The sequence below is a fragment of the Burkholderia sp. AU28863 genome (assembly GCF_002223195.1).
Classification (GTDB): domain Bacteria; phylum Pseudomonadota; class Gammaproteobacteria; order Burkholderiales; family Burkholderiaceae; genus Burkholderia; species Burkholderia sola.
In genome coordinates this window covers 418,642-445,590 of record NZ_NKFE01000006.1, presented here as the reverse complement: position 1 = coordinate 445,590, position 26,949 = coordinate 418,642, and the positions used below count along the sequence as shown (strand labels likewise).

Annotated in this window: 24 protein-coding genes; 9 read left to right on the top strand and 15 right to left on the bottom strand. The window is 64.0% G+C overall.

Annotated elements, in window-relative coordinates; translation table 11 throughout:
• Positions 1-1,198: 1,198 nt before the first annotated feature.
• On the bottom strand, positions 1,199-1,771 hold the full coding sequence (locus CFB81_RS28685) for a cupin domain-containing protein (protein ID WP_069620874.1): 573 nt from the start codon (positions 1,769-1,771) through the stop codon (positions 1,199-1,201).
• An 81-nt stretch (positions 1,772-1,852) separates the two neighbouring features.
• Positions 1,853-2,263: a hypothetical protein gene (locus CFB81_RS28680; protein WP_059496349.1), complete on the bottom strand. Its 411-nt coding sequence runs from the start codon at positions 2,261-2,263 to the stop codon at positions 1,853-1,855.
• A gap of 226 nt (positions 2,264-2,489) precedes the next feature.
• On the opposite strand from CFB81_RS28680, the gene CFB81_RS28675 reads away from it, so the two are divergent.
• Complete coding sequence (locus CFB81_RS28675) at positions 2,490-3,329, top strand: helix-turn-helix domain-containing protein (RefSeq protein ID WP_089437381.1); 840 nt, start codon at positions 2,490-2,492, stop codon at positions 3,327-3,329.
• A 103-nt stretch (positions 3,330-3,432) separates the two neighbouring features.
• Here CFB81_RS28675 and CFB81_RS28670 read toward each other — a convergent pair whose 3' ends face one another.
• The 4 genes from CFB81_RS28670 to CFB81_RS28655 all read right to left on the bottom strand — a co-directional run bounded on the left by CFB81_RS28670 (position 3,433) and on the right by CFB81_RS28655 (position 9,840).
• Positions 3,433-4,005, bottom strand: a complete 573-nt coding sequence (locus tag CFB81_RS28670) for a Fur family transcriptional regulator (RefSeq protein WP_089437380.1) — start codon at positions 4,003-4,005, stop codon at positions 3,433-3,435.
• 124 nt (positions 4,006-4,129) lie between these two features.
• The gene (locus CFB81_RS28665; protein WP_218829348.1) at positions 4,130-5,599 is read right to left on the bottom strand and encodes an efflux transporter outer membrane subunit; all 1,470 of its coding nucleotides are present in this window, start codon (positions 5,597-5,599) and stop codon (positions 4,130-4,132) included.
• A complete protein-coding gene (locus CFB81_RS28660; RefSeq protein WP_089437378.1) occupies positions 5,586-8,678 on the bottom strand; it encodes an efflux RND transporter permease subunit in 3,093 nt (1,030 codons plus the stop codon). Before CFB81_RS28660 ends, CFB81_RS28665 begins: the two co-directional genes overlap by 14 nt.
• Before the next feature lie 13 nt (positions 8,679-8,691).
• Positions 8,692-9,840: an efflux RND transporter periplasmic adaptor subunit gene (locus tag CFB81_RS28655; RefSeq protein WP_089437377.1), complete on the bottom strand. Its 1,149-nt coding sequence runs from the start codon at positions 9,838-9,840 to the stop codon at positions 8,692-8,694.
• Positions 9,841-10,271: 431 nt separating this feature from the next.
• Between CFB81_RS28655 and CFB81_RS28650 the strand changes: the two genes are divergently transcribed.
• From CFB81_RS28650 to CFB81_RS28640, 3 genes are all read left to right on the top strand, one after another.
• Complete coding sequence (locus tag CFB81_RS28650; protein WP_179236087.1) at positions 10,272-12,464, top strand: TonB-dependent receptor; 2,193 nt, start codon at positions 10,272-10,274, stop codon at positions 12,462-12,464.
• A 517-nt stretch (positions 12,465-12,981) separates the two neighbouring features.
• On the top strand, positions 12,982-13,599 hold the full coding sequence (locus tag CFB81_RS28645) for a LysE family translocator (protein WP_089437375.1): 618 nt from the start codon (positions 12,982-12,984) through the stop codon (positions 13,597-13,599).
• 110 nt (positions 13,600-13,709) lie between these two features.
• Positions 13,710-13,958 carry a hypothetical protein gene (locus CFB81_RS28640; protein ID WP_050017178.1) on the top strand — a complete coding sequence of 83 codons (249 nt, stop codon included), beginning with the start codon at positions 13,710-13,712 and terminating at the stop codon, positions 13,956-13,958.
• 132 nt (positions 13,959-14,090) lie between these two features.
• On the opposite strand, the gene CFB81_RS28635 is transcribed toward CFB81_RS28640, so the two are convergent.
• The 7 genes from CFB81_RS28635 to pobA form a co-directional block, all read right to left on the bottom strand.
• Complete coding sequence (locus tag CFB81_RS28635; protein WP_089437374.1) at positions 14,091-15,449, bottom strand: MFS transporter; 1,359 nt, start codon at positions 15,447-15,449, stop codon at positions 14,091-14,093.
• A gap of 250 nt (positions 15,450-15,699) precedes the next feature.
• Entirely contained in the window at positions 15,700-16,086 is a 387-nt protein-coding gene (gene pcaC, locus CFB81_RS28630; protein WP_089437373.1) for a 4-carboxymuconolactone decarboxylase, read from the bottom strand.
• Positions 16,087-16,096: 10 nt separating this feature from the next.
• A complete protein-coding gene (pcaD, locus tag CFB81_RS28625) occupies positions 16,097-16,882 on the bottom strand; it encodes a 3-oxoadipate enol-lactonase (protein WP_089437372.1) in 786 nt (261 codons plus the stop codon).
• 16 nt (positions 16,883-16,898) lie between these two features.
• Positions 16,899-18,257, bottom strand: a complete 1,359-nt coding sequence (locus CFB81_RS28620) for a 3-carboxy-cis,cis-muconate cycloisomerase (RefSeq protein ID WP_089437371.1) — start codon at positions 18,255-18,257, stop codon at positions 16,899-16,901.
• An 88-nt stretch (positions 18,258-18,345) separates the two neighbouring features.
• The gene (locus tag CFB81_RS28615) at positions 18,346-19,002 is read right to left on the bottom strand and encodes a CoA transferase subunit B (RefSeq protein ID WP_059581289.1); all 657 of its coding nucleotides are present in this window, start codon (positions 19,000-19,002) and stop codon (positions 18,346-18,348) included.
• Between the two features lie 69 nt (positions 19,003-19,071).
• Positions 19,072-19,788 carry a 3-oxoacid CoA-transferase subunit A gene (locus CFB81_RS28610; protein ID WP_089437370.1) on the bottom strand — a complete coding sequence of 239 codons (717 nt, stop codon included), beginning with the start codon at positions 19,786-19,788 and terminating at the stop codon, positions 19,072-19,074.
• A gap of 145 nt (positions 19,789-19,933) precedes the next feature.
• Complete coding sequence (gene pobA, locus CFB81_RS28605) at positions 19,934-21,166, bottom strand: 4-hydroxybenzoate 3-monooxygenase (protein WP_089437369.1); 1,233 nt, start codon at positions 21,164-21,166, stop codon at positions 19,934-19,936.
• A gap of 117 nt (positions 21,167-21,283) precedes the next feature.
• Between pobA and CFB81_RS28600 the strand changes: the two genes are divergently transcribed.
• The 3 genes from CFB81_RS28600 to CFB81_RS28590 all read left to right on the top strand — a co-directional run bounded on the left by CFB81_RS28600 (position 21,284) and on the right by CFB81_RS28590 (position 23,745).
• Positions 21,284-22,210, top strand: coding sequence for a LysR family transcriptional regulator (locus CFB81_RS28600; RefSeq protein ID WP_050017184.1), 927 nt, complete (start codon positions 21,284-21,286; stop codon positions 22,208-22,210).
• A gap of 96 nt (positions 22,211-22,306) precedes the next feature.
• Complete coding sequence (folE, locus tag CFB81_RS28595) at positions 22,307-22,942, top strand: GTP cyclohydrolase I FolE (protein ID WP_089437368.1); 636 nt, start codon at positions 22,307-22,309, stop codon at positions 22,940-22,942.
• Positions 22,942-23,745 (top strand): SDR family oxidoreductase, encoded by an 804-nt coding sequence (locus CFB81_RS28590; RefSeq protein WP_050017186.1) that lies wholly within the window; start codon positions 22,942-22,944, stop codon positions 23,743-23,745. The genes folE and CFB81_RS28590 overlap by 1 nt, the downstream gene beginning before the upstream one ends.
• A gap of 167 nt (positions 23,746-23,912) precedes the next feature.
• Here the strand turns inward: CFB81_RS28590 and epsC are convergent, their stop codons facing one another.
• Entirely contained in the window at positions 23,913-24,833 is a 921-nt protein-coding gene (epsC, locus tag CFB81_RS28585) for a serine O-acetyltransferase EpsC (protein ID WP_089437367.1), read from the bottom strand.
• A 138-nt stretch (positions 24,834-24,971) separates the two neighbouring features.
• On the bottom strand, positions 24,972-25,205 hold the full coding sequence (locus tag CFB81_RS28580; RefSeq protein WP_089437366.1) for a hypothetical protein: 234 nt from the start codon (positions 25,203-25,205) through the stop codon (positions 24,972-24,974).
• 278 nt (positions 25,206-25,483) lie between these two features.
• Here CFB81_RS28580 and CFB81_RS28575 point away from each other — a divergent pair, with 278 nt between their 5' ends.
• Together CFB81_RS28575 and CFB81_RS28565 are read left to right on the top strand one after the other, a co-directional pair.
• Positions 25,484-25,891, top strand: a complete 408-nt coding sequence (locus CFB81_RS28575; protein ID WP_089437365.1) for a DUF3005 domain-containing protein — start codon at positions 25,484-25,486, stop codon at positions 25,889-25,891.
• Positions 25,892-26,411: 520 nt separating this feature from the next.
• On the top strand, positions 26,412-26,879 hold the full coding sequence (locus tag CFB81_RS28565; RefSeq protein WP_059793221.1) for a universal stress protein: 468 nt from the start codon (positions 26,412-26,414) through the stop codon (positions 26,877-26,879).
• Positions 26,880-26,949: the final 70 nt, after the last annotated feature.

Genomic DNA, 26,949 nt, shown 5'->3' with positions numbered 1-26,949 from the left:
TGCCGTGATAGCGGGCATTCACCGGCACCTGCACGCCCGTTAGATCGACCTCATGTACGATAATTTTCCCATCAAGAGCAGCATGGGATGCGATCGGATACCCGTCTGATGACAGTTTCGACTTCACGAACGCGCGAGCATTTCGCTTCCGCGACAGCTCTCAGGTAGACGAGTCTCGCGCGCATCACAACGAGATCTTTCTCTTCGAATGTTGAAACATCGCGCCGAGCAACGACGATCGGCGACCTGGCCGAGTTACGCCGTGCGTAGCTTAGCGTTAGCCGTTCGCGCTCCCCGCTCCTCACTCCCCGCTCCTCTCTCTGCCGATAAGCGCTCGAAGTGAAGTGGCGGTTGAGTGTCCTCAGTGCGGCAACAACGACGCGATGGTGTCGATCTAACATTGCGTCAAAATCCCACACTGAAAAATATTGACCTGCCGATTCTCGCAGAGCAAGTCAGACCTTATCCCGAACGCGGGGGACGCCGCCTTTTATTCAAAGACAACATATTGAGACGACGGACATCTTTTCTGAGAGCCCACAATAACTTTGGGCTCTCAGAAAAGGTGTCGTTGGTCCCCTAGACAGATCAAGGGCTTGGACATCTTTTTTGAGAAATTTACATGCCTCTCTTCTCAGAAAAGATGTCCGTGGCCCTGGGAATTCTCAGAAAAGTCGTCCTTGGGAATGTCGCGGCCCTGCCTAGGTGTCTCGACGGAACTGGGCAACCAGCAGCGCAATGAATGAGCGTTTCAGCGGCAAGCGCAGTCAGCACTCCTCGCGCTATATGCTCGGATGAATCGTCTTACGTGCAAGCCGCCGAATTGTATGTCGATAGCGGCGTAACTGGCGCGATGATGGGGGCGCCAGCATATCGCCGGAATTGAGCACAAGTTCCGTGTATCGTGACATCAGCGAATTTCCCTCTGCCCCACCACGCGGCGCCGTTCCCCTTACGACGCCGGCCGCTGAACACGCGCGACGCATCACCCATCAACTCTTGTGGGTCTCTCCCGTGACCCAGAAAGCAACATGATCTCGCTCAACCATCATGGCTTGGGTCTGCCGGAAACGCCATTCGCGGGGGGAAAGGAGTCGAGGTACGGATCGGAGGGGGGCCGGAAGCGATGGTGGGGGCACGAAAAGCGTCTACGGCCTCACAAAATTCGCCGCCCGTCCATGTGCGCGCCGCGCGCCGGTCAAAGCAGCCGCGGCGTGCCCACCCAGACCAGCACGGCCTCGTCGTCGCGCGTGTTGGTCCAGATAGGCGGAATCGTCGATTCATAGTGCGCGCTGTCGCCCACACCGAGCACGAACGTTTTGCCTTCCAGCGTGATCGTCACTTCACCGCTGAGCACATGCACGAATTCCTCGCGCGCGTGCATGGTTCCTCTGCCTGGGCGCTCGCCGGGCGACATACGCACGAGAATCGCTTCGAGTTGGCGGTCGCCCGGCCGAATCGACAGGCGCGCGAGCAGATCGGCGGAATCGGCGAAGGCGAAGTACCGCAGATCCTCACGGCGTCGCACGCAACTTTCCTCGGTCGGCGTATCGATGAAATAGCTGGCTGACACGCCCAGCGCTTTCGCGATGCTCGCGAGCGAAGTGATCGACGGGCTGGCGTGATCTCGCTCGACCTGCGAAAGAAAGGGCTTGGAAAGCTGCGAGACGGTCGCAACGTCGTCCAACGTGCGACCCTGGCGCTGGCGCAGCAAGCGAATCTTGCTGCCGACGGAGACGGAGCGCTGGGTTTCGACCGTTTTCGATGCCATTGACCTGCCTCATTTCTTCGGTGCGCGTACCGCCTCTTAACGCGCCGGCCTCCAGATTCCGACCCACCTCATCAGTCGGGCCTAGTGCGACGATGCATCCGTTTGCTCGCCCGGCAACAACCTGCGCGCCAGGGCCAGCGCCTCGTCTTTCGTCGCAACCGTGAGCATGGGATAGCCCCAAAATTTTTCGTACACCAGAGCGAACGCCTTGGTCGCCAGTCGCTTGGCGGTATTCGGTTCGATGTAGATCCCTGCCTTGACGAAGGTCTGCAATTCGCTCTTGTGGCGTTTCATCCAAAGCGAGGTTTGCTTCCTTTCTTCCGGCGAATGTTCGTGTTCGCCTTTATCAAGCCCCTCGTCGTTGAGTAGAACGAAAACCTCCTTCCGTGCGAGCAATCCCTCGAACTCGGCAAAAGGCGAGGCTGTGGGCTCAGTGCCTGGCGCGTTTAGTCGCATCCAGACCAGGGGGAACTTCGAGGCGTCAATCAACATGCCAATACTCCTTCGGCGCATCACGGGAAATAGCTGGCAGCCCCACTTGGTCAGGAAAACGAGATACCCCTCCGGACCGGAAGCACAATAGCCGTGGCGAGCAGAACGACCAGCATGGTCAATCACACGATACCGACGGAATGACTGGACGTCATTGCACAAGTTGGCCATAATATTTTTCAATTAGGCCAGCGCCTCATCTTGGATCCCAAGCCCGATACGCATCATGTCAAGCATTGCCATCACCGATCCGACCGTGGCCAAGGACGTGGATAACCTGCCCCGGCCCGTTGTCGCCCTGAGTGCCATGTCGGTAGCAAAGGGCTGGGAACATGCGAGGCATCGGCACCGTAGAGCGCAACTGCTTTACTCCGTCCGTGGCATCCTCAACTGCGAAATCGAAAACGGTGTCTGGATCGTGCCGCCGCAATGCGCGGTATGGATACCGGGAGACTTGCCCCACTCGGCACGGGGATCCGGTGAAACCGAATGTCATTGCCTGTTCGTGGAGCCTGATGCCGCACCGGATCTTCCGAAAACCTGCTGCACGATCTCCGTCTCGCCATTGCTGCGCGAGTTGCTTCTGAAGGTGGCCGGCTTCCCCGCGTCATACCCGTCGGGCGGCCGGGAAGACCGACTGATTGCCGCGTTGCTTGATGAGTTGGCGGCGGCTCCGGTCGAAGACCTGCATTTGCCGATGCCGCGTGATCCGCGATTGCGCCGACTCGCGGAAATGCTGTTGGCCGATCCTACCGACAAAACCTCAAAGGGCGATTGGGCTACCCGCATTGGCATGAGCGAGCGAAGCATGAGCCGGCTTCTGCTGCACGAAATCGGCATGAGCTTCGGACGCTGGCGCCGGCAACTGCATGTGATCCTTGCGCTTCAACGCCTGACCATCGGCGAAAGCGTACAAACGGTGGCGCTGGAACTGGGCTACGAAAATGCCAGCGGGTTCATCACCATGTTCCGCAAGGCGGTAGGCAAGCCGCCAGCACGATACCTTTCCGATCGAACGACAAACGCGCAGTCTGATGCCGTACGCGGCATCGTGCTTCCCGATTAAGTCTCACCTTGAGTGGAGCGTGCCGTCGTCCACCGAGCATGGAGGCCAGGCAGCAAACAGCGGCGAGGCGCTGTCAGATCGGGCGACCTCGGTTTAAGGTCACCTATTCTCTTCTCCCGCGTAACGGCCGACATTCCGCACACGTCACGGTGATGGTAAAAGCTGGCTCGTTGTCGAGATCGAAGCCTTCCTTGGTCGCCAGTGATCGGAGATGCTCGTGCAATGCCCGATCCTCAATAAAAACCAACCGCGCGCCACAGTGGCAGCGCACGGTGTCGTTCTGAAGGTTCTTCCTGTCCGGCTTGAGCGCGTAGAGTGCGCGGCCTTGTGCGCCCTCCGTACGGACCAGCAAGCCGGAGGTCCATAAATCATTCAGAGCACGGTAAATCGAGGCCGGTTTGAGGCTGTCGAGTTGCGTGCAGAGGATGCGATACATTTGATTGGCATCGAGACAGCGCGGCGCCGCCTGTTCCAGTACGGACAGGACACGGGTACGAGCGATCGTCGGTCGCAGTCGGCTGGCCGCCAATCGTTGTTCCTGAGACGACATCGGCGGTGTGGTCGCCGGACAGGCTGATGTGGTGTGCTTCATCGTGTGTTTGCCAGACGGCAGGCTCTTGCTACCGAATGATGTAATCAGGTCAATGATCCGAGGCGGGTCGTCGTGCGGGTCCATATCTGTATTCCTTCGCTATGCCGAACTTCCGGTTGTTCGCGACAACGCGGAGCCGCGTGGCTAATGGTTGGCATCAGACATCGGCGCGACGGTGAGATCGCCCACGCGCCGATGCCATCAAGCATTACTGCGTACTGGCCTGTTCCCAGCCACCACCAAGCGCCTTGAATACGCTGACTCGCGCAGAACCGACTCGCTGGTCAGCAGCGGCCACCTGGGCTTTCGCGTCGATCAGACTGGTCTGTGCCACGATCACGTCGAGGTAGCTGATGGAGCCGGCGCGGTAACGCTGGTCGGCCAGCCGGAAGGCATTCTCGGCACGGTCACGCGCCTCTACCAGCGCATCGCGCTGCTGCATCGCCGCGCCATAGGCGCTCAACGATTGCTCCGACTCCTTCAGTGCATTCAGCACGGCGCCGTCGAAGCTGGCCAGCGACGCCGCGCTTTGCGCCTTCGCCTGCACAATGCGACTGCGAGCCACCATCATGTTGGGGAACGTCCACGAGATGAGTGGCCCAAAAGAGAAGGACAAGGTGCGATTGCCTTTCAGGTAGTCGTTGCGCAGGTAGTTACCCGAGGCGCCCAGCGTGACACGCGGATAGAGATCCGCCACGGCCACGCCGATGCGGGCGGTATCCGCCGCCAGTTGGCGCTCGGCCTGACGCACGTCGGGGCGACGACGCAGCAGCGCAGTGCCATCGCCAACCGGCAACGCACCGGAAATCTCGGGAGCCTTGGTGCAGGCACGCGCCGGTTCCGGCACTTGCGAGGGCGTGCGCCCCGTCAACGCGGCCAGCTCGAACAGTGCGGCTTCGCGCTGGCCTTGCAAGGGCGGCAATGCCGCCTGGGCCTGAGCCAGCGTGACGCCAGCCCGTTCGACATCCAGATGCGACGCCGAGCCAGCGTGCGCCTGGCTGTCGATGAGATCCAGGCTGCGCTGTGCCAGCTCGACGGACGAGCGCGCTACGCCGACGGACTCACCGTAGCTGCAGGCGTCCACATAGGCCCGCGTCGTCTCCGCAACAACCACTACCCTGGCGACATCGTAGGCGGCGGCGACTGCATCGGTGTCGTCGCGAGCAGCCTCGATGTCGCGCCTGACCCGACCGAACAGGTCGAGTTCATAGGAGACGTCGAGGCCTGCGCTGTAGCTCCATTGCGCGGGGGCCTGGCCGGTGCCGGACCACGTGGTCTGATCGCGCCCGTATCCCACGCCGCCTGACATACTGGTCGAAGGGAATTGCCCGCTGCGCGCTTCCGTGTAGATGGCCCGCGCGCGATCGAGGTTGGCCATCGCCACGCGCAGGTTGGTATTGGCCGACAAGGCTTCCTGCACCAGATTGTCGAGCGCGGGGTCGTCATACAGCTTCCACCAGTTCGCGGGCAGCGCTTCGGCGACATCCGTATTGGACGGGTGACTGACGAAGGGGCCTGCTGCGGTTTCTGGTAAGGCCGGCGCGTGGTAATCGGGGCCGCTGGCGCAACCTGCGGTGATAACGGCGACGGCCACCGCCATGAAGGCAGCGCGCGGAGAGGGAAGCGTCGCCGGACGCGACACAATACGGATCGCAGAAACCGGTTTAAAGGGCGACATCGGGAGCCTCCGCAGTTGCGAGTTCGCGGGCGCGAGAACTTTCCGCTGTTACCCGGTGGTCCTTGGCGATGAAGCTGTATATTGTTGGGAGTACGAATAGCGTGAAGAAGGTACCGACCATCATGCCCATCACCACCACGATGCCGATGGAGAACCGGCTGGCCGAGCCTGCGCCGTCTGCGAACAACAGCGGCACAAGGCCGGCAACCATTGCCGCCGTGGTCATCAAGACAGGACGCATCCGCACCGCCGCCGCCTTCTCGATCGCCTCGATGCGGCTCAGGTTTTCATGGTGCTGGATATGGTTGGCGAAAGTGACCATCAGGATGCCGTGCTTGGAGATCAGGCCGATCAAGGTGACCAATCCGATCTGGGTGTAGATATTGAGCGTGGCAAAGCCCAGCCACAGCGGCACCAGCGCACCGCAGACCGCCAGCGGCACGGTAACCAGGATCACCAGCGGATCGCGCAGGCTCTCGAATTGCGCGGCCAGCACCAGGAAGATCACCACCAGCGCGAAGCAGAACGAGACCAGCAGACGGTTGCCTTCCTGCACGAACTGGCGGCTGTCGCTGAGCCAGTCCACACTGGTGCCGGGCGGCAGCGGCTGCGATTGCAGGAACTTCACGGCCTCGCCCATGCTCACGCCCGGCGCCGGCAGCATTTCGAGCGTGGTCGAATTCATCTGGCCGAACTGGGCGAGCTGGTTCGCTTGCGGGCGCATCTCGACATGCGTCACGGTCGACAATGGCACCAGCGCGCCGGAGGTCGTTTTGACATAGAAGCGCCCGAGGTCTTCCGGTGTCATACGCTCGGCGCCGCGCACTTGCGGAATCACGTCATAGGAGCGGTCGTGGAAGTTGAAGCGATTGACGTAGTTTTCGCCGACCAGCACGGCAAGGGTATCGGCGACAGACTGCATGGTCACCCCCATTTCGCTGGCCTTCGCATTGTCGATCGTGATGCGCGCCTGCGGGCTGTCGTAGGACAGGTCGTTCTGCACGTAGAGGAACAGACCGCTGGCATAGGCCGCTGCCTTGATCTTCTCGCCGGTCTCGTACAGCGTCTTGAAGTCGTCGGGCGAGCGCAGCACCATCTGCACCGGCAGGCCGCCGCTGGAACCCGGTAGCGGGGGCAACTGCACGGCGGTCAACGTCTCGCCGTCGATGGCGCCGCCGGCGGCTTGAATCTGCCCCTGGATTTCGGTGGCCGACCGCTTGCGCTTCGACCAGTCCTTGAGGATCGCGCCACCAAGCATCATGTTCTGGCCACCGGCGGAGTCGCCGATGTTCATGAAGCTGCTGTCGAACTCGGGGATCTGCTCGAACAGCTTTTCGATCTGCTGAGCATAGCGGGCGGTGTAGCCCACGCCGGCATATTGCGGAGCCTTGGTGACGACGATGACGGCGCCCTGATCCTCGGTCGGCGCCAGTTCGCGGCGAGTGCCGGTGAACAGCACCGCGATGGCGGCCAGCACGGCCACACCGACCAGCAGCACCGCACCGCGAGCGGCTAGCGTGCGGGCCAGCAGGCGCCCATAGAACGCCGTCAGCCCTTCCATGTAGTGCTCGACCCGCTTCGCCAGCCGTCCCTCGCCCTGCCTGGAACTGAGCAGCATCGAGCTCATCACCGGCGAGAGCGTCAGCGCGACCACGCCCGAGACGATGACCGAGCCGGCCAATGTGAAGGCGAACTCCTTGAACAGCGCGCCGGTCAGTCCACCCATCATGCCGATTGGCGCATAGACCGCCGCCAACGTGATAGTCATGGCGATCACCGGCCCGACGATTTCGCGCGCGCCGAGCAGGGCCGCGCGCACAGGTGTCAGCCCCTCCTCAATGTGTCGATGGATGTTCTCCACCACGACGATGGCATCGTCCACCACCAGACCGATCGCCAGCACCATCGCCAGCAGGGTCAACAGGTTGATCGAAAAACCGCAGACCAGCATCAACGCAGCGGTGCCGACCAGCGACAACGGAATGGTGACGACCGGAATGATCACCGCGCGGAACGTGCCGAGGAACAGGAAGATCACCGCGATCACGATCACGATGGCTTCCACCAGCGTGTGTTTGACTTCCTCGATCGAAGCATTGACGAAGCGCGCTACGTTGTAGTTCGGCGCTACCGTCAGTCCTGGGGGCGCCATTGCACGAATCCTGGTCAGCAGTTCGTTGGCCTGCTTGACGATCTCCAGTGGATTCCCGGCCGGCGTGGGCTGGATGGCGACGAAGATCGCGGGTATGCCGGTAGCGAACGACAGGCTATTGTAGTTTTGGCCACCTATTTCCACGGTGGCGACATCCGACAACCGCACGACGCCTCCGCCGGGACCGGACTTCACGACCATCTGGCGGAAGTCCTCGACGCTGCGCAAATCGGTGGCCGCGCTGATGTTGGTGACGGTCAGCGCGCTCTTGAGCTGGCCCGGCGCGGCCTGCACGTTGTTGGCGCGCAGCGCGGCCGATATCTCGCCGGCCGACAGCCCGCGCGCGGCCAACCGCACCGGGTCGATCCAGATGCGCATGGCCAGCGTCTGGCCGCCATAGACGTCCGCCGAGGCCACCCCCGGAATGCTGGTGAGCAGAGGCTGTGCAACCCGCGATGCGAAATCCGTCACTTGCGGGATCGACAGCGTCTTGCTGTAGAAGGCGATGTATTGCACCGCTGTACCGCCCTCGGTGGACTTGCTGATGACCGGATCGGTGATGCCCGCCGGCAACTGGTACTTGACCTGCTGCACCTTGGCAAGGATCTCGGTCATCGCACGATCGGCGTTGGCGTTGAGCACCAATCGCGCCTTGATCTCGCTCTTGCCTTGCGTGGTGGTCGAACTCAGGTATTCAATACCGCTGGCCGTGGCGATGGACTGCGCAATCGGCGTGGTCACGAAACCCTGCATCACGTCCTGGGTTGCCCCAGGCAGCGTGGTACTGACCGTGATGGTGGCGTTTTCGAGATAGGGGTATTGCCGCACCGGCAACAGGAAAATCGACGTGGCGCCCATCAGCAGAATGAGCAGGCTGACGACCAGTGCCAGGATGGGTCGACGGATGAAGATGTCTGTAAAGCGCATGGCGTGGTTTCCTTTACCGCGCGCTGGCGCTGGAGGACGCACCGGCCGGGGCGTCAGGTGTCGCCGTTGCCGAAGGGGGCGTGCTGTTGATTTTTACGGTCGCACCGGGCGGAAGACGGTTCTGGCCAGCCATCACCACGACGTCGCCAGGCTTGACGCCTTGGGTTACCAGAACCTCCTCCCCGAGCCGGCGGCCGGTGACGACCGGCACGGCAACCGCCTTGCCGACTCCCTGCGCGTCGGCCCCTTTCACGACCACCACGCTGTCACCGGAGGCCGAAGTCTGGATCGCCGTGAGCGGCAATACGATATTGTCGGTCGTGGCGGGCAATACCAGCCGCGCCGTCACGTACATGCCGGGTTTCAGCACCCGGTCGGTATTGGGCAACAGCGCCTGAACGGCCACATTGCGGGTTTCTCCATCGATACGCGGTTCGATGGCGCTGATCCTGGCGGTGAATACCCTCCCCGGCACCGCATCCACCGTTACCTGAACCGGTGCGCCCGACGTCAGCCTGGGCATATCCTGCTGCGGCAACGTGAAGTTGACATAGAGCGGATCGAGCTGGGTCAGCGTGGCGATCGCGTCACCGGCGTTGAGATACTGACCCAGGTTGATCCGTCGGATACCTAACTGACCGGAGAACGGCGCGCGAATCGACTTTTGCTGAATGCGTGCGTCCAGTTGCCGGACTGCCGCCGCAGTCTGGGCAGCGTCCGCCTTATGTTGTTCGAGCAATTCGCGCGGTTCCGCGCCGGTAGGCGCCAACGCTTGCGAACGCCTGAGTTGCAACTGGGCGAAATCGGCTTTTGCCACGGCAGCGGCACGATCCGCTTGTTCGGGGGCATCGTAGAGCTGAATCAGCACCGCCCCTTCCTTCACGGACTGGCCTGCGTCGAAATTGACGGCGGTCACCCGCCCCGAGGTATCGGGAGCCAGCAGCACTTCATGCACGGCTTGCAGGCTGCCGACGGCCTGCCACTCGTCGGCCACACTGCGAGGCGCTGCGCGGATCGTCGAGACAGGCATCGGCGGCATGGCCTGTTGTTCCGCGCCGCCGCTGCGAACAGCGCGCCAGGCATACAGCAGGCCGAAGACCACGACCAGCCCAACCACGCTTATGACAATGGGTTTGGTACGGGAGAGAGCGGCGGTGCTCATGCGCGCCCCGCTCGAGCAAAGGGAGTCGAGATGGCGCTTGAACGGCCGCGCATGGCCGATCTGCCGATGATATGTGAGTGCACGGGTATTCCTCGGGAAGGACGAAGTACTCGGCCGGCCAGAGAACAGACATGGCAGGCCACGATGAGGCGCAGCCTACCCGTGCACCCACACTTCTACATTGCGAAATCTAGTCAATTTATTTCGCAATACGGCCATCTCGATGGAAAGACATACAGTTGGCCTGATTGAATAAGGAATTGGCCAAATCTCGCTACGGAGGTGTGTCGCCGAATCGGTAAATTGACGATCCCGATAATGCAAATGAGTCTCGTTTAATGTCTAACACGCCTCATATTGAAGGGCAATGTGCGGTCCATCGCTCTCCCTTTCATCCATCCGTTGGCAGAAGTTCAGGCTCGATCGATGCGATGCGCGAAGGGCTCCCGGCGTGTGGCTTGCGTGTCGTCCGTACCGTCCGACATACATTGCTCAACGCAACGATTGCCGCAGCCGTCGCCGTCGCTGCTCCGGACGTGTTCGCTACCGAAGGAAAGCAAGCGCAATCAACCACCGAGTCGCCGGATAGCGGCACGTCGGCATCGAGCGCAGAGAGCACGGTCCTTGAGCCCGTCACGGTCACCGCCCGGAAAACGACCGAACGCCTTCAGGATGTGCCTGAAAGCATCACGGTTCTGCAGGCGAAGACCTTGAAGGAATCGCCCTTCGATCCAGGCGTGGCTATCGCCGGCCATGCGCCCAATGTGCAATGGGTCAGCCGCGCCACAGGCTCCCAGTGGTTCTCGATTCGCGGTGTCAGTTCACTTGGGACGCCTGCCAACTACGCCGATGGCACGATCGCATTCAATGTCGATGGTGTGCCGAACAGCATGATGAGCGCGTCGAACATGTTGCTCGACGTCGACCATATCGAAGTGTTGCGCGGCCCTCAAGGCACGCTATGGGGAACCAATGCGCTGGGCGGCGCCATCAACGTTGTCACGAAGCAGCCTGACGGAACTCGGGATGTTCACGTGACAACCGAGGTCGGCGAACACGGCTATCGCATGGGCGAGGCGGTTCTTGGCGGCAATATCGTGCCCGGACAACTCGACGGACGCATGGCGATCCGTTATGGCCATGAGAATGGCGATATACGCAGCCTTTACACCGACAAGCTGGGCAAGCGCGACATCGGTGCATTCCGTGGAGGACTACGCTTCACGGGGCTGGACGACACGCTCATCACAGTGACGGGTAACTATCTGCATGATCAGGCTAACTCCCCGCTCTATGTCCTGCGTAGCGCCAGTCAGTTTCCGACCAGTGGCATCCTGACCGAGCCGGACTTGAAGACGACGCAAGCGGGCGCCACCGTGACCGTCGAGCACTTCTTCAAGAATTTCCAGCTCACTTCCATCAGTTCCTACCAGCACAACAAGCTGGAAAGCGAACTCGATCTCGTGGACAAACTTGTCTATGACGCGATCGGGTTTCCCGCATCCAGTAACGTGGGCCATTCGACGGATCAGGAGAACATCTTCAGCCAGGAGATTCGGCTGAATTCACTCGAAGGTGCCCCGGTTCGCTGGGTCGTCGGCGCCAGTGCCATGCGAACCAACGGCATACGCTGGTGCAGCAGTACGCAGTGCGCGCCGCCTCCGTATTCCGGCTCAGTCGCGATGAAAAGCAATCTCGACACGACCAATCTAGGACTGTTCGGGGACGTTTCGATCCCCTTTGCGAACCGCTGGGAGTTTTCGATCGGCGGTCGGGTAAGCCATGACAATATCGAGATGAAGCAGGACAACTCCCTGGGCCTCGCTTCGCTGACCGGCTCCAACTCAACGTCGCAAACCTATCCGACAGGTCGGGTAGCACTCTCCTTCAAGTGGACGAACGACATTCAAAGCTACGTGTCGGTTGCTCGTGGTCACGCGTCACGGGTGTACCCGCTCTTTAGCTATCCGGTCGATGGCATCGTGGGCAACCCCTATCCGGCCGCTTTGGGGTGGACTTACGAAGCGGGCGTCAAGGCCGATCTTCTTGACCATCGTCTTCAGATCGATGCCAGCGTCTATCACAACGACATCAAGAACGGTGTCATGTCCTATCTCGATCCTTCGCTTGGCGCTTTCCGGACAACATACCAGGACTACAAGACCAGTGGTTTCGAATTGCAGGCGCGCGCGCTCATCGCTGAAGGCTTGAGCTTCTCCGGAGGCGTCGGCTACATCCATAGCGAACTCGGAGCCAACGGCGCCGCGGTCAATACGGTCACTGGCAATCCTGTTCCGAACACACCGAAATGGACGGCGACGGCCGGGCTGCAATACGAAACCTCAGCCAAGGCGATTCATTTGCCCGGCAAGCTCTCTGCCGACCTTCAATACCAATACACAGGCAAGCGCACCGCGGATATCGACAAATCTTATTACCTTGATGCCTATAGCCTTGTGAATGCCCAGATTGGATGGAAAAACAAGGATCTCGAAGTTTATCTGTTCGGCCGCAATCTTTTCGACAAGCGCTATGAAACCTTCGGCAGCCTGTACTCGGGCATGCAGCTGGTTTCGGTCGGTCGCGGCCGTACTTTGGGGGTAGGTCTGACCAAAAGCTTTTGATTGCCGTCAGTATGGGCATCTTGTCATCTACCTTCGCTTCTCCACAAGATTCACACGATTGCGGGAGCCGATGCCCCCCCGTGATGCCGAGAGAAACACTCGAAGGACAATTGCATGCTACATCCGGCTCAACGTGCCGGAGCATCGATTTCTCCGTAAGTTTGCGCGGACGAACTTCAAACGTTAAACGGGCAGGTAAGCGCCTCCAATACGAAAACAACAACAGGGCGAGTTCGGCCAAACATGCATGAAAAATCCGATATTGGCAAATTTTCCACGATCATTCCCGCATAGGGAGGTAGGTTACACCCTTAATGTGCAGAAGGCGGCCAATTATTCGAAGACAACCTATTGAGACCACGGACATCTTTTCTGAGAAACAACATTGCTCATCTCTTAGACGTCCGACAAGTCTCGCCCGTACCGGCATCCGCCAGGCAAACTGTGCCGGTACTGTACAGAAAACCGTCGCTACACTGGATCCATCCCAGCCTTGAACACAAATGGAGAATCCGCGATGGAATTCCTCACCCTCAGCGCGCTGCCGGCCGGCATGCTGTTCGCGCTCGTCACGTCGATCACGCCCGGCCCGAACAACACGATGCTGCTCGCGTCCGGCGTCAACTTCGGTTTCCGCCGCACGATGCCGCACCTGTTCGGCATCAGCATCGGCGTCGCGATCCTGATGCTCTGCGTCGGCTTCGGCCTCGGCGAAGCGTTCAAGCGCCTGCCGCTGCTGTACACGATCCTCGAAGCCGCGAGCGTCGCGTATCTGCTATACCTCGCATGGCGCATCGGCACGTCGGGCGAAGTGAAAGCGCACGGCGCCAAGCCGCGGCCGATGACGTTCCTCGAAGCCGCCGCGTTCCAGTGGGTCAACCCGAAAGCGTGGATGATGGTGTTGACCGCCGCGACGACGGTCCAGCTGTCCACCGACTACGGGATGAACGCCGCATGGATGTCCGTCGTATTCATCCTGATCGGCTTCCCGTGCATCTGCCTTTGGGCCGCGTTCGGCCTCGGCCTGCGGCGCTTCCTGTCGAATCCTCGCGCGCTGCGCGTCTTCAACGTGACGATGGCCGTGCTGCTGATCCTGTCGCTGTATCCGCTCGTCGCCCATCTGCTGCCGCAGTGAGCGCTCACAAGCGCGCCCGTTGAGCTTCGCGTGATGCAGGCGTACCCTTTCGGTACGGGCGCGTGCAACCGCTTCGGCGGTTGCACCGCTGCTCTGCATGGAGATTGCTGATGAAGCCAATGCTGAGAGCGGGCGAGCACATCGAAGGCATGCACTGGATCGCCGAGTATCACCCGCTCACGCACGATATCCGCGTGCTGCGCGAGAACATCGAAGTCGGCACTTACTGCGCGCCGCCAACGCTGTTCGGTGACGAAGAGGAAATGGGCGCCGCGAACCACGACGATCATCGCAGCCGGGAAGCCGCGTTGCGCGCGTATTTGCGCAATTTCGTCAAGGAGCACGACGCGGAGGAGTAACGACGCGGCCGCCGGAATGTCGACGGGCCGCGAAGGCGGCCCGGTCTGCTGTCCTGCGTCGGTCGATCTGCTTGCAACCGACCCGAATCCATCATGCACTGAGCCGGCGCGTCGCACCGGCCCGCCGGTCGCTCAATGCCCGAGCGACTCGATCTTGCCTGCCGGCTGCGCGACGCCATGCGGCCGCGCCATCTGCTTGATCAGCAGCGCGGCGCAGGCCAGCACGCCCGCGACGGCGATCGTCGCGAACACGCCCGCGAACGAGAAGTGCCGGCGCGTCAGTTCGGCGACGAGGAACGACCCCGCGATCCCGCCGAAACGACCGACGCCGAGCATCCACGCGACACCCGTGCCGCGCCCTTCGGTCGGATAGAAAGCGGCAGCGAGCGCCGGCATCGACGATTGCGCGGTGTTCATCAGCACGCCGGCCACGAACACGACCAGCACCAGCAACCCGACGTTGCCGGCCGCCTGCCCGATCGCATACACGCTCACGGCCGTCAGCGCATAGCACACGGCGATCACGCGGTTCGCGTTGAAGCGGTCCATCAGCACGCCGCACAGCACCGCGCCCACGCCGCCGAGCGGGAACAGCGCGGAGATCAGCGTCGCGCTCTTCGGCGTCAGGCCCGCATCCTTCAGCAGGATCGGCATCCAGTTGATCGACGCGTAGAAGATCACGAGGCCCATGAAGTACGCGAGCCACAGCATCACCGAGCCGACGATGTACGAGCGCGACAGCACGACGCCGAGGCCCTTGCCGCCGGTCTGCGGCGCGGCTTCGGTCAGCGCGAACGAGCCGGCGTTCAGTGCGTCGCGCGAGATGCGTGCGAGCGTGGCGCGGATCTTGTCGATGGACTGGCCGCTCGCGACCATGAAGCGTACCGATTCCGGCATCTTCAGCAGCAACAGCATGCCGAGCAGCAGCGGCGTCACGCCGCCGAGCATCAGTACGCTGCGCCAGCCGAAATGCGGAATCATCCATGCGGCCAGAAAACCGCCAAACGCGGCGCCGAGCGGAAAGCCGCAGAACATCAGGTTGATCACGGTCGCGCGGCGCTTGTCCGGGCAGAATTCGCCCATCATCGTGACCGCGTTCGGCATCGCCGCGCCGAGCCCGACGCCGGTGATGAAGCGCAGGATGGTCAGGTGCCCGATCGTGTTCGAGAACGCGGACATCAGGCATGCGACCCCGAACAGGAACACCGAACCGAGCAACAGCGAGCGGCGGCCGAGCCGGTCGGACAGCGGGCCCGACACGAGCGCGCCGCACGCGAGGCCGAACAGCGCGGCGCTGAGCACCGGCGCGAGATCGGGCTTCGTGAGGTTCCACTCGCCGAGCAGCGATGGCGCGATGAAACCGATCGCAGCCGTATCGAAGCCGTCCAGCAGCACGATCACGAAACACATGAGGAATACGAGCCATTGAAAGCCGCCGAACGGCTGCTCGTTGATGAAGGTCTGGACATCGACCACGGGGGTGCGATTCATCGCCTGTCTCCTTGTCGGCCGGAGTTGGCGCTTCAGCGCTTGCTCCGGTCCCATGCAACGCCAATATATGTATGAGCGATACGGCATGGCAGCCGCGCCCTTCCTTTGTTCGCGCACCAGCCAGCCGGTGCGCCGCACGCCGATGCTCTGCCGGCGTGTTCATCGATCCCGTCGTCGACGGCCCGCTCGAGAAAGCAGGCCACGCGATCGGTTGCGGCCGCCCTCAGCCGGCCGTGCCTGACCGGCAGTCTTATGCGGCCCCGTCCTGTTCCTTGAAGATCTTGTCCGCGAGATGGAACGCGGAATTCGCGGCCGGCACGCCGCAATAGATCGCCGTCTGCAGCAGCACTTCCTTGATCTCGTCGCGCGTCACGCCGTTGTTGCGCGCGGCGCGCAGGTGCAGCGCCAACTCCTCGCCGCGGTTCAACGCGACCATCATCGCGATGGTCAGCAGGCTGCGCGTATGGCGCGGCAGGCCATCGCGCGTCCAGATCTCGCCCCATGCGTAGCGCGTGATCAGGTTCTGGAATTCCTCCGTCACCTCGGTGCGGTTCTCGATCGAGCGATCGACGTGCGCGTCGCCGAGCACCGCGCGACGCACCTTCATCCCTGCTTCATAACGTTCCTGGTCGTCCATCGCCGGTGCCTCATGCAGTCAGGAAATCGAGCAGCGCGCGGTTGAAACCGTCGGTGCATTCGATGTTCGAAATGTGCGCGGCGTCGAATTCGACGTGCAGCGCACCGGGAATCGCGGCGGCGAGCGCGCGGCCCTGGTCGGGCGGCGTCGACATGTCCTTCGCGCCGGTCACGACGAGCACCGGCAACGCGATGCCCTTTACTTCCTCGCGCAGGTCGGCCGCATTCAGCGCGTCGCAGTTCGCCGCATAGCCATCCTTGTCGGTATGCACGAAGGTGTCGCGGATCGCATCGAACAGGCGCGGCTCGCGGTCGACGAATGCGTCGGTGAACCAGCGCGGCAGCACGGCGTCGGCGAGCGCGGCCATCCCTTCGGCGCGCGCCTTCTGCGCACGCGGCGCCCACACTTCCGGCGAGCCGATCTTCGCGGCGGTGTTCGACAGCACCGCGCGCACGATGCGCGACGGGTAGCGCGCGGCGAGCGCGGCACCCGTCAATCCACCCATCGAGATGCCGCAGAAATGCGCGCAGTCGATGCCGACGTGGTCGAGCAGGCCGATTACGTCGCCCGCGAGCTGCTCGATCGTGTACGACCCGGCCGGCGCGTCGGAATGGCCGTGGCCGCGCGTGTCGTAGCGCAGGATATTGAAGTGCTGCGTGAGCGGGCGGATCTGCGGCGCCCACATCTGCAGATCGGCGCCGAGCGAATTCGAGAAAACGAGCCACGGCGCGTCGTCGCGTGCGGCACGGTCGATCCGGTAATGCAGTTTCACGCCGTTGACAGTGGCGAAAGGCATCTCAAGGTTCTCCTGGTTATTTCGCGCCCGCGTGCAGCGCGAGCACGGCGTCGACATAGGCCCGCGCCTCGCCGACGTAATGGGCGGGATCGAGCAGCTGCGCGAGCGCGTCGCGCGACAGGTGGGCCGACACGGTCGCATCGGCCGCGAGCACGTCGAACAGCGTCGCGCCGGTGCGCACGGCTTCCTTCGACGCATGCTCGACGACGTGATGCGCATCGAGCCGGCCGATCCGGTCGCCGAGCGCGAGCATCACCGCTTCGCCGAGGATCAGCCCGTGCGTCAGGTCGAGGTTCGCGGCGAGGCGTTCGGTGTTCACGTCGAGGCCCGCGACGATCTGCGCGATCTGCGAGAGCGCGCCGCCCGTCAGGCGGGCGAGATCGGGCAACGCATCCCATTCGGCCTGCCAGCCGCCGAGTGCGCGCTCGTGCTCCTGCACCATTCCCGCGAACACGGTCGCGACGAGATTCGGTGCACGTACGGCGGCCGTCAGCACGGCCGCGCAGCCGACCGGGTTGCGCTTGTGCGGCATCGTCGACGAGCCGCCCTTGCCGGCGGCCGCCGGTTCGCCAAGCTCGCCGACTTCGGTCTGCATCTGCAGCGACACGTCACGTGCGATCTTGCCGAGCGTGCCGGTCAGCATCCCGAAGCACGCCGCGGCTTCCGCGATGCGGTCGCGCTGCGTATGCCACGGCACGGCCGGCAACGCGAGCTTCAGGTCGGCCGCGAGCGCGGCGCTCACGCCGGCCGCGTGCTCGCGCAGGCTCGCGAGCGTGCCGGCCGCGCCGCCGAACTGCAGCACGAGCGCCCGCTCGCGCAACTCGGCGAAGCGCGCGCGATGGCGCAGCAGCGCATCGAGCCATTGGGCGAATTTGAGGCCGAGCGTGATCGGCAGCGCCTGCTGCAGCCACGTGCGGCCGATCATCGGCGTCGCGCGGTGCGTGCGCGCGAGCACCGCGAGCGACGCACAGGCTTCGTCGAGCAGCGGTTCGAGCACGTCGAGCGTGTCGCGCAACTGCAGCACGGTCGCGGTGTCGATGATGTCCTGGCTCGTCGCGCCCCAGTGCACGAACTTCGCGGCCTCGGGGTCGTCGGCCTTCACTTGCGCGGTGAGCTGCTTGACGAGCGGAATCGCGAGATTGCCGCCGAGCGCGGCACCGTGCGCGAGCGCGTCGGCGTCGAGCCGGCCGGCGTCGCACGCGCGTTCGATCGGCGCGACCGCGGTGGCGGGAATCACTTGCCGCGCGGCGAGCGCGCGCGCAAGCGCGGCCTCGACGTCGAGCATCCGCTGGATCGTCGCGCGGGGCGACCAGATCCGGTTGAGCGGCTCGGTGCCGCAGATCAGGGAGGTCAGGCGGGCGCTGTCTTCGAGCATGGCATCGGAATGGGGAAACGGCGTGCGCCTATTGTCTACCCAAGCGTGCCGGCGTGCGCTCGAATGCGCGCACCGGCACGCTTGCCGTTCAGGCGGCGGCCTTTTGCGTCGCGTCGATCAGCGGTACGCCGGTCAGCTTCTGCAGTTCGTCGAACGACAGGTCGGTGAAGATCTCGCTCACCGCGAGGCCGTCGGCCGTCACGTCGAGTACGGCCAGATCGGTATAGATACGGCTCACGCATTGCACGCCGGTGACCGGATACGAGCACTGCGCGACGATCTTGCTCTCGCCCTGCTTCGTCAGGTGCTCCATCATCACGAACACCTGCTTCGCGCCGATCGCGAGGTCCATCGCACCGCCGACGGCCGGAATCGCATCGGGCGCGCCCGTATGCCAGTTCGCGAGGTCGCCGCTCGCCGACACCTGGAACGCGCCGAGCACGCAGTAGTCGAGATGGCCGCCGCGCATCATCGCGAACGAGTCCGAGTGGTGGAAATACGCGCCGCCGGTGAGCAGCGTCACGTGCTGCTTGCCGGCGTTGATCAGTTCGTCGTCTTCCTCACCGGGTGCGGGCGCCGGGCCCATGCCGAGCAGGCCGTTCTCGCTGTGCAGGAAAATCTCCTTGCTCGGGTCGAGGTGGTTCGCCACCAGCGTCGGCACGCCGATGCCGAGGTTCACGTACGCGCCTTCGGGGATGTCCTGGGCGACGCGCTTGGCCATTTCATCGCGGGTCAGTCGTTTCATGTCGGTTTCCTGTCGACCGGAGTGGGCGCTTCAGCGCTTACTCCGGTCCCATACAAAGTTCCAGGCGGGTCAGGCGGCTTGCGATGCAGCGTGTTCGGCGGCCAGCTCGGCCGCGTGCGCGGCCTGCGGCACCTCGACGACGCGCTGCACGAAAATGCCCGGCGTCACGATGTGTTCCGGATTCAGCGCACCGAGCGGCACGACTTCCGACACCTGCACGATCGCGATCTTCGCCGCGCTGGCCATGATCGGCCCGAAGTTGCGCGCGGTCTTGCGATACACGAGGTTGCCCCAGCGATCGCCCTTGTAAGCCTTCACGAGCGCGAAATCGGCGTGGATCGGCGTCTCGAACACGTACGGCTTGCCGTCGATCACGCGCGTTTCCTTGCCTTCCGCGAGCTTGGTGCCGTAGCCCGTCGGCGTGAAGAAACCGCCGATGCCGGCGCCCGCCGCACGGATGCGCTCCGCGAGGTTGCCCTGCGGCACGAGCTCCAGCTCGATCTCGCCCGCGCGGTACAGCGCGTCGAACACCTGCGAGTCGCTCTGGCGCGGGAACGAGCAGATGATCTTGCGCACCTTCTTCGCCTTCAGCAGCGCCGCGAGGCCCGTCTCGCCGTTGCCTGCGTTGTTGTTGACGATCGTCAGGTCGCGCGCGCCCTGTTCGATCAGCGCGTCGATCAGCTCGGACGGCATGCCGGCCGTGCCGAAGCCGCCGATCATGATTGTCGCGCCATCGTGGACGTCGGCAACCGCCGACTGAAGCGATTCGAAAATCTTGTTGACCATGTCTCTTCCTGATGCGAACCCGCGGCTCGTGCGCGGCCTGTCGAGAGGACACGCGCGTGCCGCGTGCCGCGCCGGAGGCCTTTGTTCGACCCTCGGCTTTTGTTCGCTAATCGAACCTAGATTCGATTAGCGAACGATGGGCCGATCATAGAGTCGCGCACAGCGCCTTGTCAAGGCGGGTTGCCTCGGGGGGCGTCGCGTCGTCGAACGGCAAGCCGACGTAGTTTTCGGCGAGCGATTGCGCGGCGGCCCGCGAACGCGTCACATATTTCAACTCGGCAAACTTCAGGCGATTGACGAACGGCGAGTCGTCCGGCGACGCATGCAGCATGTTCGTCATGAAGTAAGAGAAGTGCTCGGCGCGCCACACGCGCTCGAGGCAGGTCGCCGAATAGCGCTCGAGCGGCGTCGCGTCGCCCGTCCGGTAGCGCGCGCCGAGCGCCCGGGACAGCGCGCGGACGTCGGCCACCGCGAGGTTCATCCCCTTCGCGCCGGTCGGCGGCACGATGTGCGCGGCGTCGCCGGCGAGGAACAGGCGGCCGTGCTGCATCGTCTCGGATACGAAACTGCGCATCGGCGTCACGCTCTTCTGCGTGATCCGGCCCTCGGTCGGCGTCCAGCCGGTGTCGTTCGAGAAACGCGTGTGCAGTTCGTCCCAGATCCGTGCATCGGACCATTCGGCGAGGTCTTCATCCGGCTTGCACTGCAGGTACAGGCGCGTGACCGTCGGCGAGCGCATCGAGAACAGCGCGAAACCGTTGTCGTGATGCGCGTACACGAGTTCGTCGAGCGACGGCGCCGCATCGGCGAGGATGCCGAGCCACGCGAACGGGTAGACGCGCTCGAACGTGTTCAGCCGCTCGGCGGGAATCGTCTGGCGCGCGATGCCGTGGAAGCCGTCGCAGCCGGCGATGTAATCGCAGTCGATGCGGTCCGCGCGGCCGTCCGCGTGCTTGAACGTGACGAACGGGTGCTCGCTTTCGACGTCGTGCAGCGCGACGTCGCTCACTTCGAAGTGCATCTGATGGCCGTGCTCGACACCGGCCGCAATCAGGTCGCGCACCACTTCATGCTGGCTGTAGACGGTGATCGCGCGCCCGCCGGTCAGTCCGGACAGGTCGATGCGGTGGCGCTGGCCGTCGAACAGCAGTTCGATGCCGTGATGTTCGAGCCCTTCGCGGCGCATCCGGTCGCCGAGGCCGGCTTCGTTCAGCGTGTCGACCGTGCCCTGCTCCAGCACGCCGGCACGGATGCGGTTCTCGCAGTATTCGCGCGAACGCGCTTCGACGAGGATGGAATCGACGCCTTGCAGGCGCAGCAGATGGGACAGCAGAAGGCCGGACGGACCGGCGCCGATGATCGCGACTTGGGTGCGCATTGTTCGTCTCCTGAACATTAATTCGAATCGTCGAACACATTTGAGCGCTTTCCCGACTATGCGGCAACGCGATTCAGGAGATATGTTGTATACGTTTTGAAGATACCGGCCCCGGCGATGGACCCGCTCGATCTGAATCTGATTCCCTATCTCGTCGCGCTCGACGACACGCGCAACGTGAGCCGCGCGGGCGACCTGCTCGGCGTGAGCCAGCCGCGCGTGAGCACGGCGCTCGGCCGGCTGCGCGAGTACTTCGGCGATCCGCTGTTCGTGCGCACGTCGCGCGGGATGGAGCCGACGCCGCGCGCGCTCGCGCTGCTGCCGGCCGCCCGCGATGCGCTCGCGCAGATCGAGCGCGGCCTCGTCGCGCCGCACGACTTCGACCCGGCCGCGAGCACGCATACGTTCTCGATCGCGCTGTCGGACGTCGGCGAGATTGTGTTCCTGCCGAAGCTGCTGCAGGCGTTCGCGACGCTTGCGCCGCACGCGAACCTGCGTTCGGTCTCGCTCGCGCACGACGAAGTCGGACGCGGCCTCGAAGCCGGGTCGATCGATCTCGCGGTCGGCTACTTCCCCGATCTCGACGGCAACAACTTCTTCCAGCAGCGGCTGTTCACGCACCGGTTCGTCTGCCTGATGCGGCGCGGCCATCCGTTCGAGCAGACGCCGCCGTTCACGGTAGAGCAGTTCCTCACATGTGGCCACGCGGTGGTGCGCGCGGAAGGCCGCAGCCAGGAAGTGCTCGAGAAATATCTGGCGAAGCAGCGCATGCAGCGCCGCGCGGTGCTCGAAACGCCGCACTTCATGAGCCTGCCGTTCATCCTGAGCCGCACCGACCTGATCGCGACGGTGCCGCACGCGATCGGCTATGCGTACGCGGCCGAACACGCGTTCATCGTGCCCGTCGAGCCGCCGCTCGCGCTGCCGCGCTTCGACCTGAAACAGCACTGGCATCGCAAGTACCACAACGACCCGCGCACCGCATGGCTGCGCGGCGTCGTCGCGTCGCTGTTCAACGACGAGCAGGACGAATGGCCGAAGTGATAAACGGCGAGCGGCGGCCCGTACGCACGACCGCCGAAAGCATGAAACAATGGCCGGATATCGGCCGCCGCAGGCGGCCTTCGATGGAGCCACTACATGGGTAAGGGAAAGAAAACCACACCGCCTGAGCCGGTCGTCTCGCGGCCGAGCCGCGAAGAAGCAGAAGACGCCGTCCGCGTGCTGTTGCGCTGGGCCGGCGACGATCCCGCACGCGAAGGCCTGCTCGATACGCCCGCACGCGTCGTGCGCGCATACGAGCAGTTCTTCGCCGGCTATGCGCTGGAGCCGCGCGACATCCTCGCGCGCACGTTCAGCGAAGTTGACGGCTACGACGAAATGATCGTGCTGAAGGACATCCGCTTCGAGAGCTACTGCGAGCACCACATGGTGCCGATCATCGGCCGCGCGCACGTCGCGTATCTACCGAACCATCGCGTGGTCGGCATCTCGAAGCTCGCGCGCCTCGTCGACGCATTCGCGAAGCGCTTGCAGATCCAGGAAAAGATGACCGTGCAGATCGCCGACACGCTGTTCGACGTGTTGCAGCCGAAGGGCGTCGGCGTGATCCTCGAAGCCGCGCACCAGTGCATCTCGACGCGCGGCGTGCACAAGCCGGGCGTCGAGATGGTCACGTCGCGCATGCTCGGCACGTTCCGCACCGATCCGTCGACGCGTCGCGAATTCCTGTCGATCGTCGCGAATCCTTCCTCGGTCAACCTGACGAATACCTGATGGAGCAGACGAAGCAAACGGCGCACGCGCCCGTCGTGCTCGTGACCGGCGCCGCGCGCCGGGCCGGGCGCGCGTTCGCCGAGTATTTCGCCGCGCACGGCTATCGCACCGCGGTGCACTACGACCGTTCGGCCGATGCCGCGCAGGCCGCCGCGCGAACGATCGCCGAACGCGGGCACGATTCGGTCGCGCTGCAGGCCGACCTGTCCGACGCCGCGCAGATCACCGCGCTGATCGACCAGGTGTATGCGCGGTTCGGGCGCCTGGACGTGCTGGTCAACAACGCGTCGGTGTTCTGGCAGGACCATTTCCCGAGCTTCGATCTCGCGGCGTTCGACCACGCGTGGGCCGTCAACTGCCGCGCGCCGATCCTGCTCACGCGCGCGTTCTACGAACGGGCCCGCGCGGCCGGCACGCAGGGCGTCGTCGTGAACGTGGTCGACCAGAAGATCAAGGAAAACTTTCACCGCGACCATTTCAGCTACACGGTCGCGAAGGCCGCGCTCGGCAACCTCACGCAGATGCTCGCGCTGTCGTCCGCGCCGGTGCTGCGCGTGAATGCGGTGTTCCCGGGGCTGATGCTGCCGAGCGACGACCAGACGCAGGCCGACTTCGAACACGCGAGCCGCGCGTCGACGCCGCTCGCGCGCATCGCGGGCCCCGACGACGTCGCGAGCGCGATTCTGCTGCTGACGGGCAATGCGTACAACGGGGTGGATTTCGTCGTCGATGCGGGCCAGAACCTGATCCGCGTCGATCAGGACGTGCTGTACAAGCACCGCTCGCCGGACGGCAAGCACTGACGCTTGGATGAACGAAGGCGGCTGCGCGCCGCCTTCGCGCGCCGGGGCGGGCGGGCTTCGCGCCGCTCACGCCCGATCGCGCCCGACGGCGGGCCGGCCGCCAATCCATTGCGCGTCATGCCGCCGCGTTGCGCAGAACGACGCCCGCGCATTCGCCCGCCGCCTCGTTACGGCTTCTCGGCGCTGCCGCCCTCGCGAATCTTGCCCTGCGCGACGCTCGTGCCGGGCGGCACGCTGTGCGTGAGCCACACGTTGCCACCGATCACCGAGCCGCGCCCGATCGTCACGCGGCCGAGAATCGTCGCGCCCGCATAGATCACCACGTCGTCCTCGACGATCGGGTGTCGTGCATTGCCCTTCACCAGCGCGCCTTCGCCATCCGCCGGAAAACTCTTCGCGCCGAGCGTGACGGCCTGGTACACGCGCACGCGCTCGCCGATGATCGCGGTTTCGCCGATCACGACACCGGTGCCGTGGTCGATGAAGAAGCTCGGGCCGATCCGCGCGCCCGGGTGAATGTCGATGCCGGTGGCCGAGTGCGCGATTTCATTGATGAACCGCGCGAGCAGCGGCACACCAAGCTGGTGCAGCGCGTGCGCGAGCCGATGGTGCATCATCGCGAACACGCCGGGATAGCACAGCAGGATCTCGGTGATGTGCTGCGCGGCCGGATCGCCCGCGTAGGCGGCCTGGATGTCGCTGACGAGCAGCGCACGGATCGCCGGCAACTGCCGGCCGAATTCACGCGCGATCTCGAACGCGCGTTCGTCGAGCTCGGCGAACGGCGTATCGACATGCTCGGGCAGAAACGGCAGCGCGCGGCGAATCTGCTCGGACAGCACGCGCAGCGTGCTTTCGAGCGTGTGGCCGACGTAGTAGTCGACGCTTTCGTCGGTCAGGTCGGGCGCGCCGTAGTGCGTCGGAAACATCGACGCGCGCAGGCCGGTCACAATCTTGCAGATTGCATCGCGCGACGGCAGTTCGCGGATGCCGCGCGGATGGCGCGTGCGATGGAGTTCCTCGCGCGATTCGCGCAAGCCGGCGACGATTTCTTCGAGGCCCCACTGACGGGCGGGTGATGTCGACATAGACCAATGCGGGCAGCCGCGCGCGGTTGCACGGCCGCTAATAAAGTGACGGGTTCCGCAAGATTACCGCGTTTTTTGTCCGGGAGCGGCACCCCGCGGATCGCACCGGACCGCCGACGCCGCACGAGCGTGACGGCGTCACATCGAGATGCTGCTCGCGTCGATCCAGCGAACGGCCCAGTCGCGCGCGTGCGCGATCGCGTCGCCTTCGTCGTTGAACTGGAGGTCGATCGGAAAAAACCGGTTCGCCACGAGCTCTCCGTCGCTCGATCGGGAGATCACGACGTAGGGCTTGAACGAACCGTCACTGGCGCGTGCGGGCGCGCAATTCAACAGATAACCGCGGTGCGTGAAGGCAGTAGTCGCTTGCATGAGTCCGCCACCTCTAGTCCCTTGCTTTGTTGTTCGCTACCCGTCTTTAAGGGTGCTGCGGCGCCCCGGCGCGGGCAGAGGCGGCGAGACTTCATCCCCTGTCGCCGCTTCGCAGGAAAAGAATCATACTCTGTAGAAAACGCGTCTTCTAGCTGAAATAAATCATGACAAATCAGTGCGCGTCGCGCGACCGCGGCGATCGCCCGCGCGCCTTTTCCCGTCGTGCCCGGAACGGGATTTGCTTCGATCCGGAGCGTGTCGCCGCCAGGAGAACCGCGATGGAACCATCCGCTCAAACACGCCGTGCGCATCCGCGCAGCATCGAACTCGACAACGACGACACGCATGACAGCACGGTCGACACCGACGGGAAGCACCGCGAAGCGGCGCGGCTTGCCGGGGTCGGGCCGATTTCGCCCGACCAGGTCACGCGCAGCAACGCGTCGCTCGTCAATGCGATGCCGGAAGCCGGTGACGGTTTCGCCGGTTTCGACAGCCGCCCCGACGGCAACCATCCGGCGTTCGCGCTGCGCGCCGGCTACGTGGTGATCGAGAAAGGCTTCGACGCGCCGTCTGCAGGCGACACGCCGTTCGGTCCCGTTCACCGGATGTACGGCAGCGCGTACTGGCCCGGCCACGGCCGACGGCCGGAGCGCGTCATCGAGTTGACCGTCGTGCCGGGATAGCCGGCGCGCCGTTTGAATCGATCGTTCGTGTGGGAACCGCCACCGGTCGACGACGATGATCGATGACGGTGCATTCTCGCGCGCGACCGGACCGCGCGCCGACACGCGCTCGCACGATGCCGCGATGAACGATTCCGCATATTGGCATCGGGAGTTGCAATCATGCATGCCGCGCATCGTGTCGACGCACATGCGTTGACCGAAGTCATGGCATCACGGCGCGATTGCGATTGAATGGCGATACGTACGGCGCATCGGCATGACTGATGGGCCGGGTCGATGCGCGCGCATGCGTTTTCGCCGACGACGCAGCCGACCCACACGACGCGCATCACGCGATGCGGCATGCGCCGCGTGCATGGCCACGCACGGCCGGCGCAGACAGCACGGCCGCGCCGCACGGCGTGCGCCTCGCTGCACGATCGCGGCCGTTGGTTTACCCTGCCTCGCAGCGTTGCGCATTGCCCGGCCCGCTCGGCCATCCGGCCGACTTCGTTTCAATCCGCCATTCGGAGACACTATGTACAAGCGTATTCTGGTTGCCGTCGACGGCAGCGACACGTCCCGCCATGCGTTCGATGCCGCGCTGGCGCTCGCGAAAGCGCACGGCGCGGAGCTGCAGCCTTTCTACGTCGTCGAGAACGCCGCGATCTACTACAACGTGCCCGGCTACGATCCGTCCGTGCTGCGCGATCAGCTCGTCGCGCAGGGCAACGCGCTCGCGCAGGATTTCGCGAAGCTGATGCAGGCCGCCGGCGTGAAAGGCGAAACGCGGCTGAACGAAGCGACGTCGCTCAACGACGTATCGTCGCTGATCCTCGACGGCGCGAAAGCGTTCGGCGCCGATCTGCTCGTGCTCGGCACGCACGGCCGCCGCGGCTTCCGCCGCCTCGTCCTCGGCAGCATCGCCGAACAATGCGTGCGTCACGCGACGCTGCCGGTGCTGCTGATCCCGGCGGCCGCCAACGCGGACGAGCCGGCTGCCTGAGCGGCGTTCGGCACGCGCGGCCGGTCGCGACGTTTTGTCACCCGACAGCGGCAACTTGCGGTGGGACAAT

Bases quoted from the DNA above. Each gene is read 5' to 3' on its own strand.
- CFB81_RS28685 (WP_069620874.1), bottom strand. From the start codon at position 1,771: ATGGCATCGAAAACGGTCGAAACCCAGCGCTCCGTCTCCGTCGGCAGC.
- CFB81_RS28680 (WP_059496349.1), bottom strand. From the start codon at position 2,263: ATGTTGATTGACGCCTCGAAGTTCCCCCTGGTCTGGATGCGACTAAAC.
- CFB81_RS28675 (WP_089437381.1), top strand. From the start codon at position 2,490: ATGTCAAGCATTGCCATCACCGATCCGACCGTGGCCAAGGACGTGGAT.
- CFB81_RS28670 (WP_089437380.1), bottom strand. From the start codon at position 4,005: ATGGACCCGCACGACGACCCGCCTCGGATCATTGACCTGATTACATCA.
- CFB81_RS28665 (WP_218829348.1), bottom strand. From the start codon at position 5,599: ATGTCGCCCTTTAAACCGGTTTCTGCGATCCGTATTGTGTCGCGTCCG.
- CFB81_RS28660 (WP_089437378.1), bottom strand. From the start codon at position 8,678: ATGCGCTTTACAGACATCTTCATCCGTCGACCCATCCTGGCACTGGTC.
- CFB81_RS28655 (WP_089437377.1), bottom strand. From the start codon at position 9,840: ATGAGCACCGCCGCTCTCTCCCGTACCAAACCCATTGTCATAAGCGTG.
- CFB81_RS28650 (WP_179236087.1), top strand. From the start codon at position 10,272: ATGCGCGAAGGGCTCCCGGCGTGTGGCTTGCGTGTCGTCCGTACCGTC.
- CFB81_RS28645 (WP_089437375.1), top strand. From the start codon at position 12,982: ATGGAATTCCTCACCCTCAGCGCGCTGCCGGCCGGCATGCTGTTCGCG.
- CFB81_RS28640 (WP_050017178.1), top strand. From the start codon at position 13,710: ATGAAGCCAATGCTGAGAGCGGGCGAGCACATCGAAGGCATGCACTGG.
- CFB81_RS28635 (WP_089437374.1), bottom strand. From the start codon at position 15,449: ATGAATCGCACCCCCGTGGTCGATGTCCAGACCTTCATCAACGAGCAG.
- pcaC (WP_089437373.1), bottom strand. From the start codon at position 16,086: ATGGACGACCAGGAACGTTATGAAGCAGGGATGAAGGTGCGTCGCGCG.
- pcaD (WP_089437372.1), bottom strand. From the start codon at position 16,882: ATGCCTTTCGCCACTGTCAACGGCGTGAAACTGCATTACCGGATCGAC.
- CFB81_RS28620 (WP_089437371.1), bottom strand. From the start codon at position 18,257: ATGCTCGAAGACAGCGCCCGCCTGACCTCCCTGATCTGCGGCACCGAG.
- CFB81_RS28615 (WP_059581289.1), bottom strand. From the start codon at position 19,002: ATGAAACGACTGACCCGCGATGAAATGGCCAAGCGCGTCGCCCAGGAC.
- CFB81_RS28610 (WP_089437370.1), bottom strand. From the start codon at position 19,788: ATGGTCAACAAGATTTTCGAATCGCTTCAGTCGGCGGTTGCCGACGTC.
- pobA (WP_089437369.1), bottom strand. From the start codon at position 21,166: ATGCGCACCCAAGTCGCGATCATCGGCGCCGGTCCGTCCGGCCTTCTG.
- CFB81_RS28600 (WP_050017184.1), top strand. From the start codon at position 21,284: ATGGACCCGCTCGATCTGAATCTGATTCCCTATCTCGTCGCGCTCGAC.
- folE (WP_089437368.1), top strand. From the start codon at position 22,307: ATGGGTAAGGGAAAGAAAACCACACCGCCTGAGCCGGTCGTCTCGCGG.
- CFB81_RS28590 (WP_050017186.1), top strand. From the start codon at position 22,942: ATGGAGCAGACGAAGCAAACGGCGCACGCGCCCGTCGTGCTCGTGACC.
- epsC (WP_089437367.1), bottom strand. From the start codon at position 24,833: ATGTCGACATCACCCGCCCGTCAGTGGGGCCTCGAAGAAATCGTCGCC.
- CFB81_RS28580 (WP_089437366.1), bottom strand. From the start codon at position 25,205: ATGCAAGCGACTACTGCCTTCACGCACCGCGGTTATCTGTTGAATTGC.
- CFB81_RS28575 (WP_089437365.1), top strand. From the start codon at position 25,484: ATGGAACCATCCGCTCAAACACGCCGTGCGCATCCGCGCAGCATCGAA.
- CFB81_RS28565 (WP_059793221.1), top strand. From the start codon at position 26,412: ATGTACAAGCGTATTCTGGTTGCCGTCGACGGCAGCGACACGTCCCGC.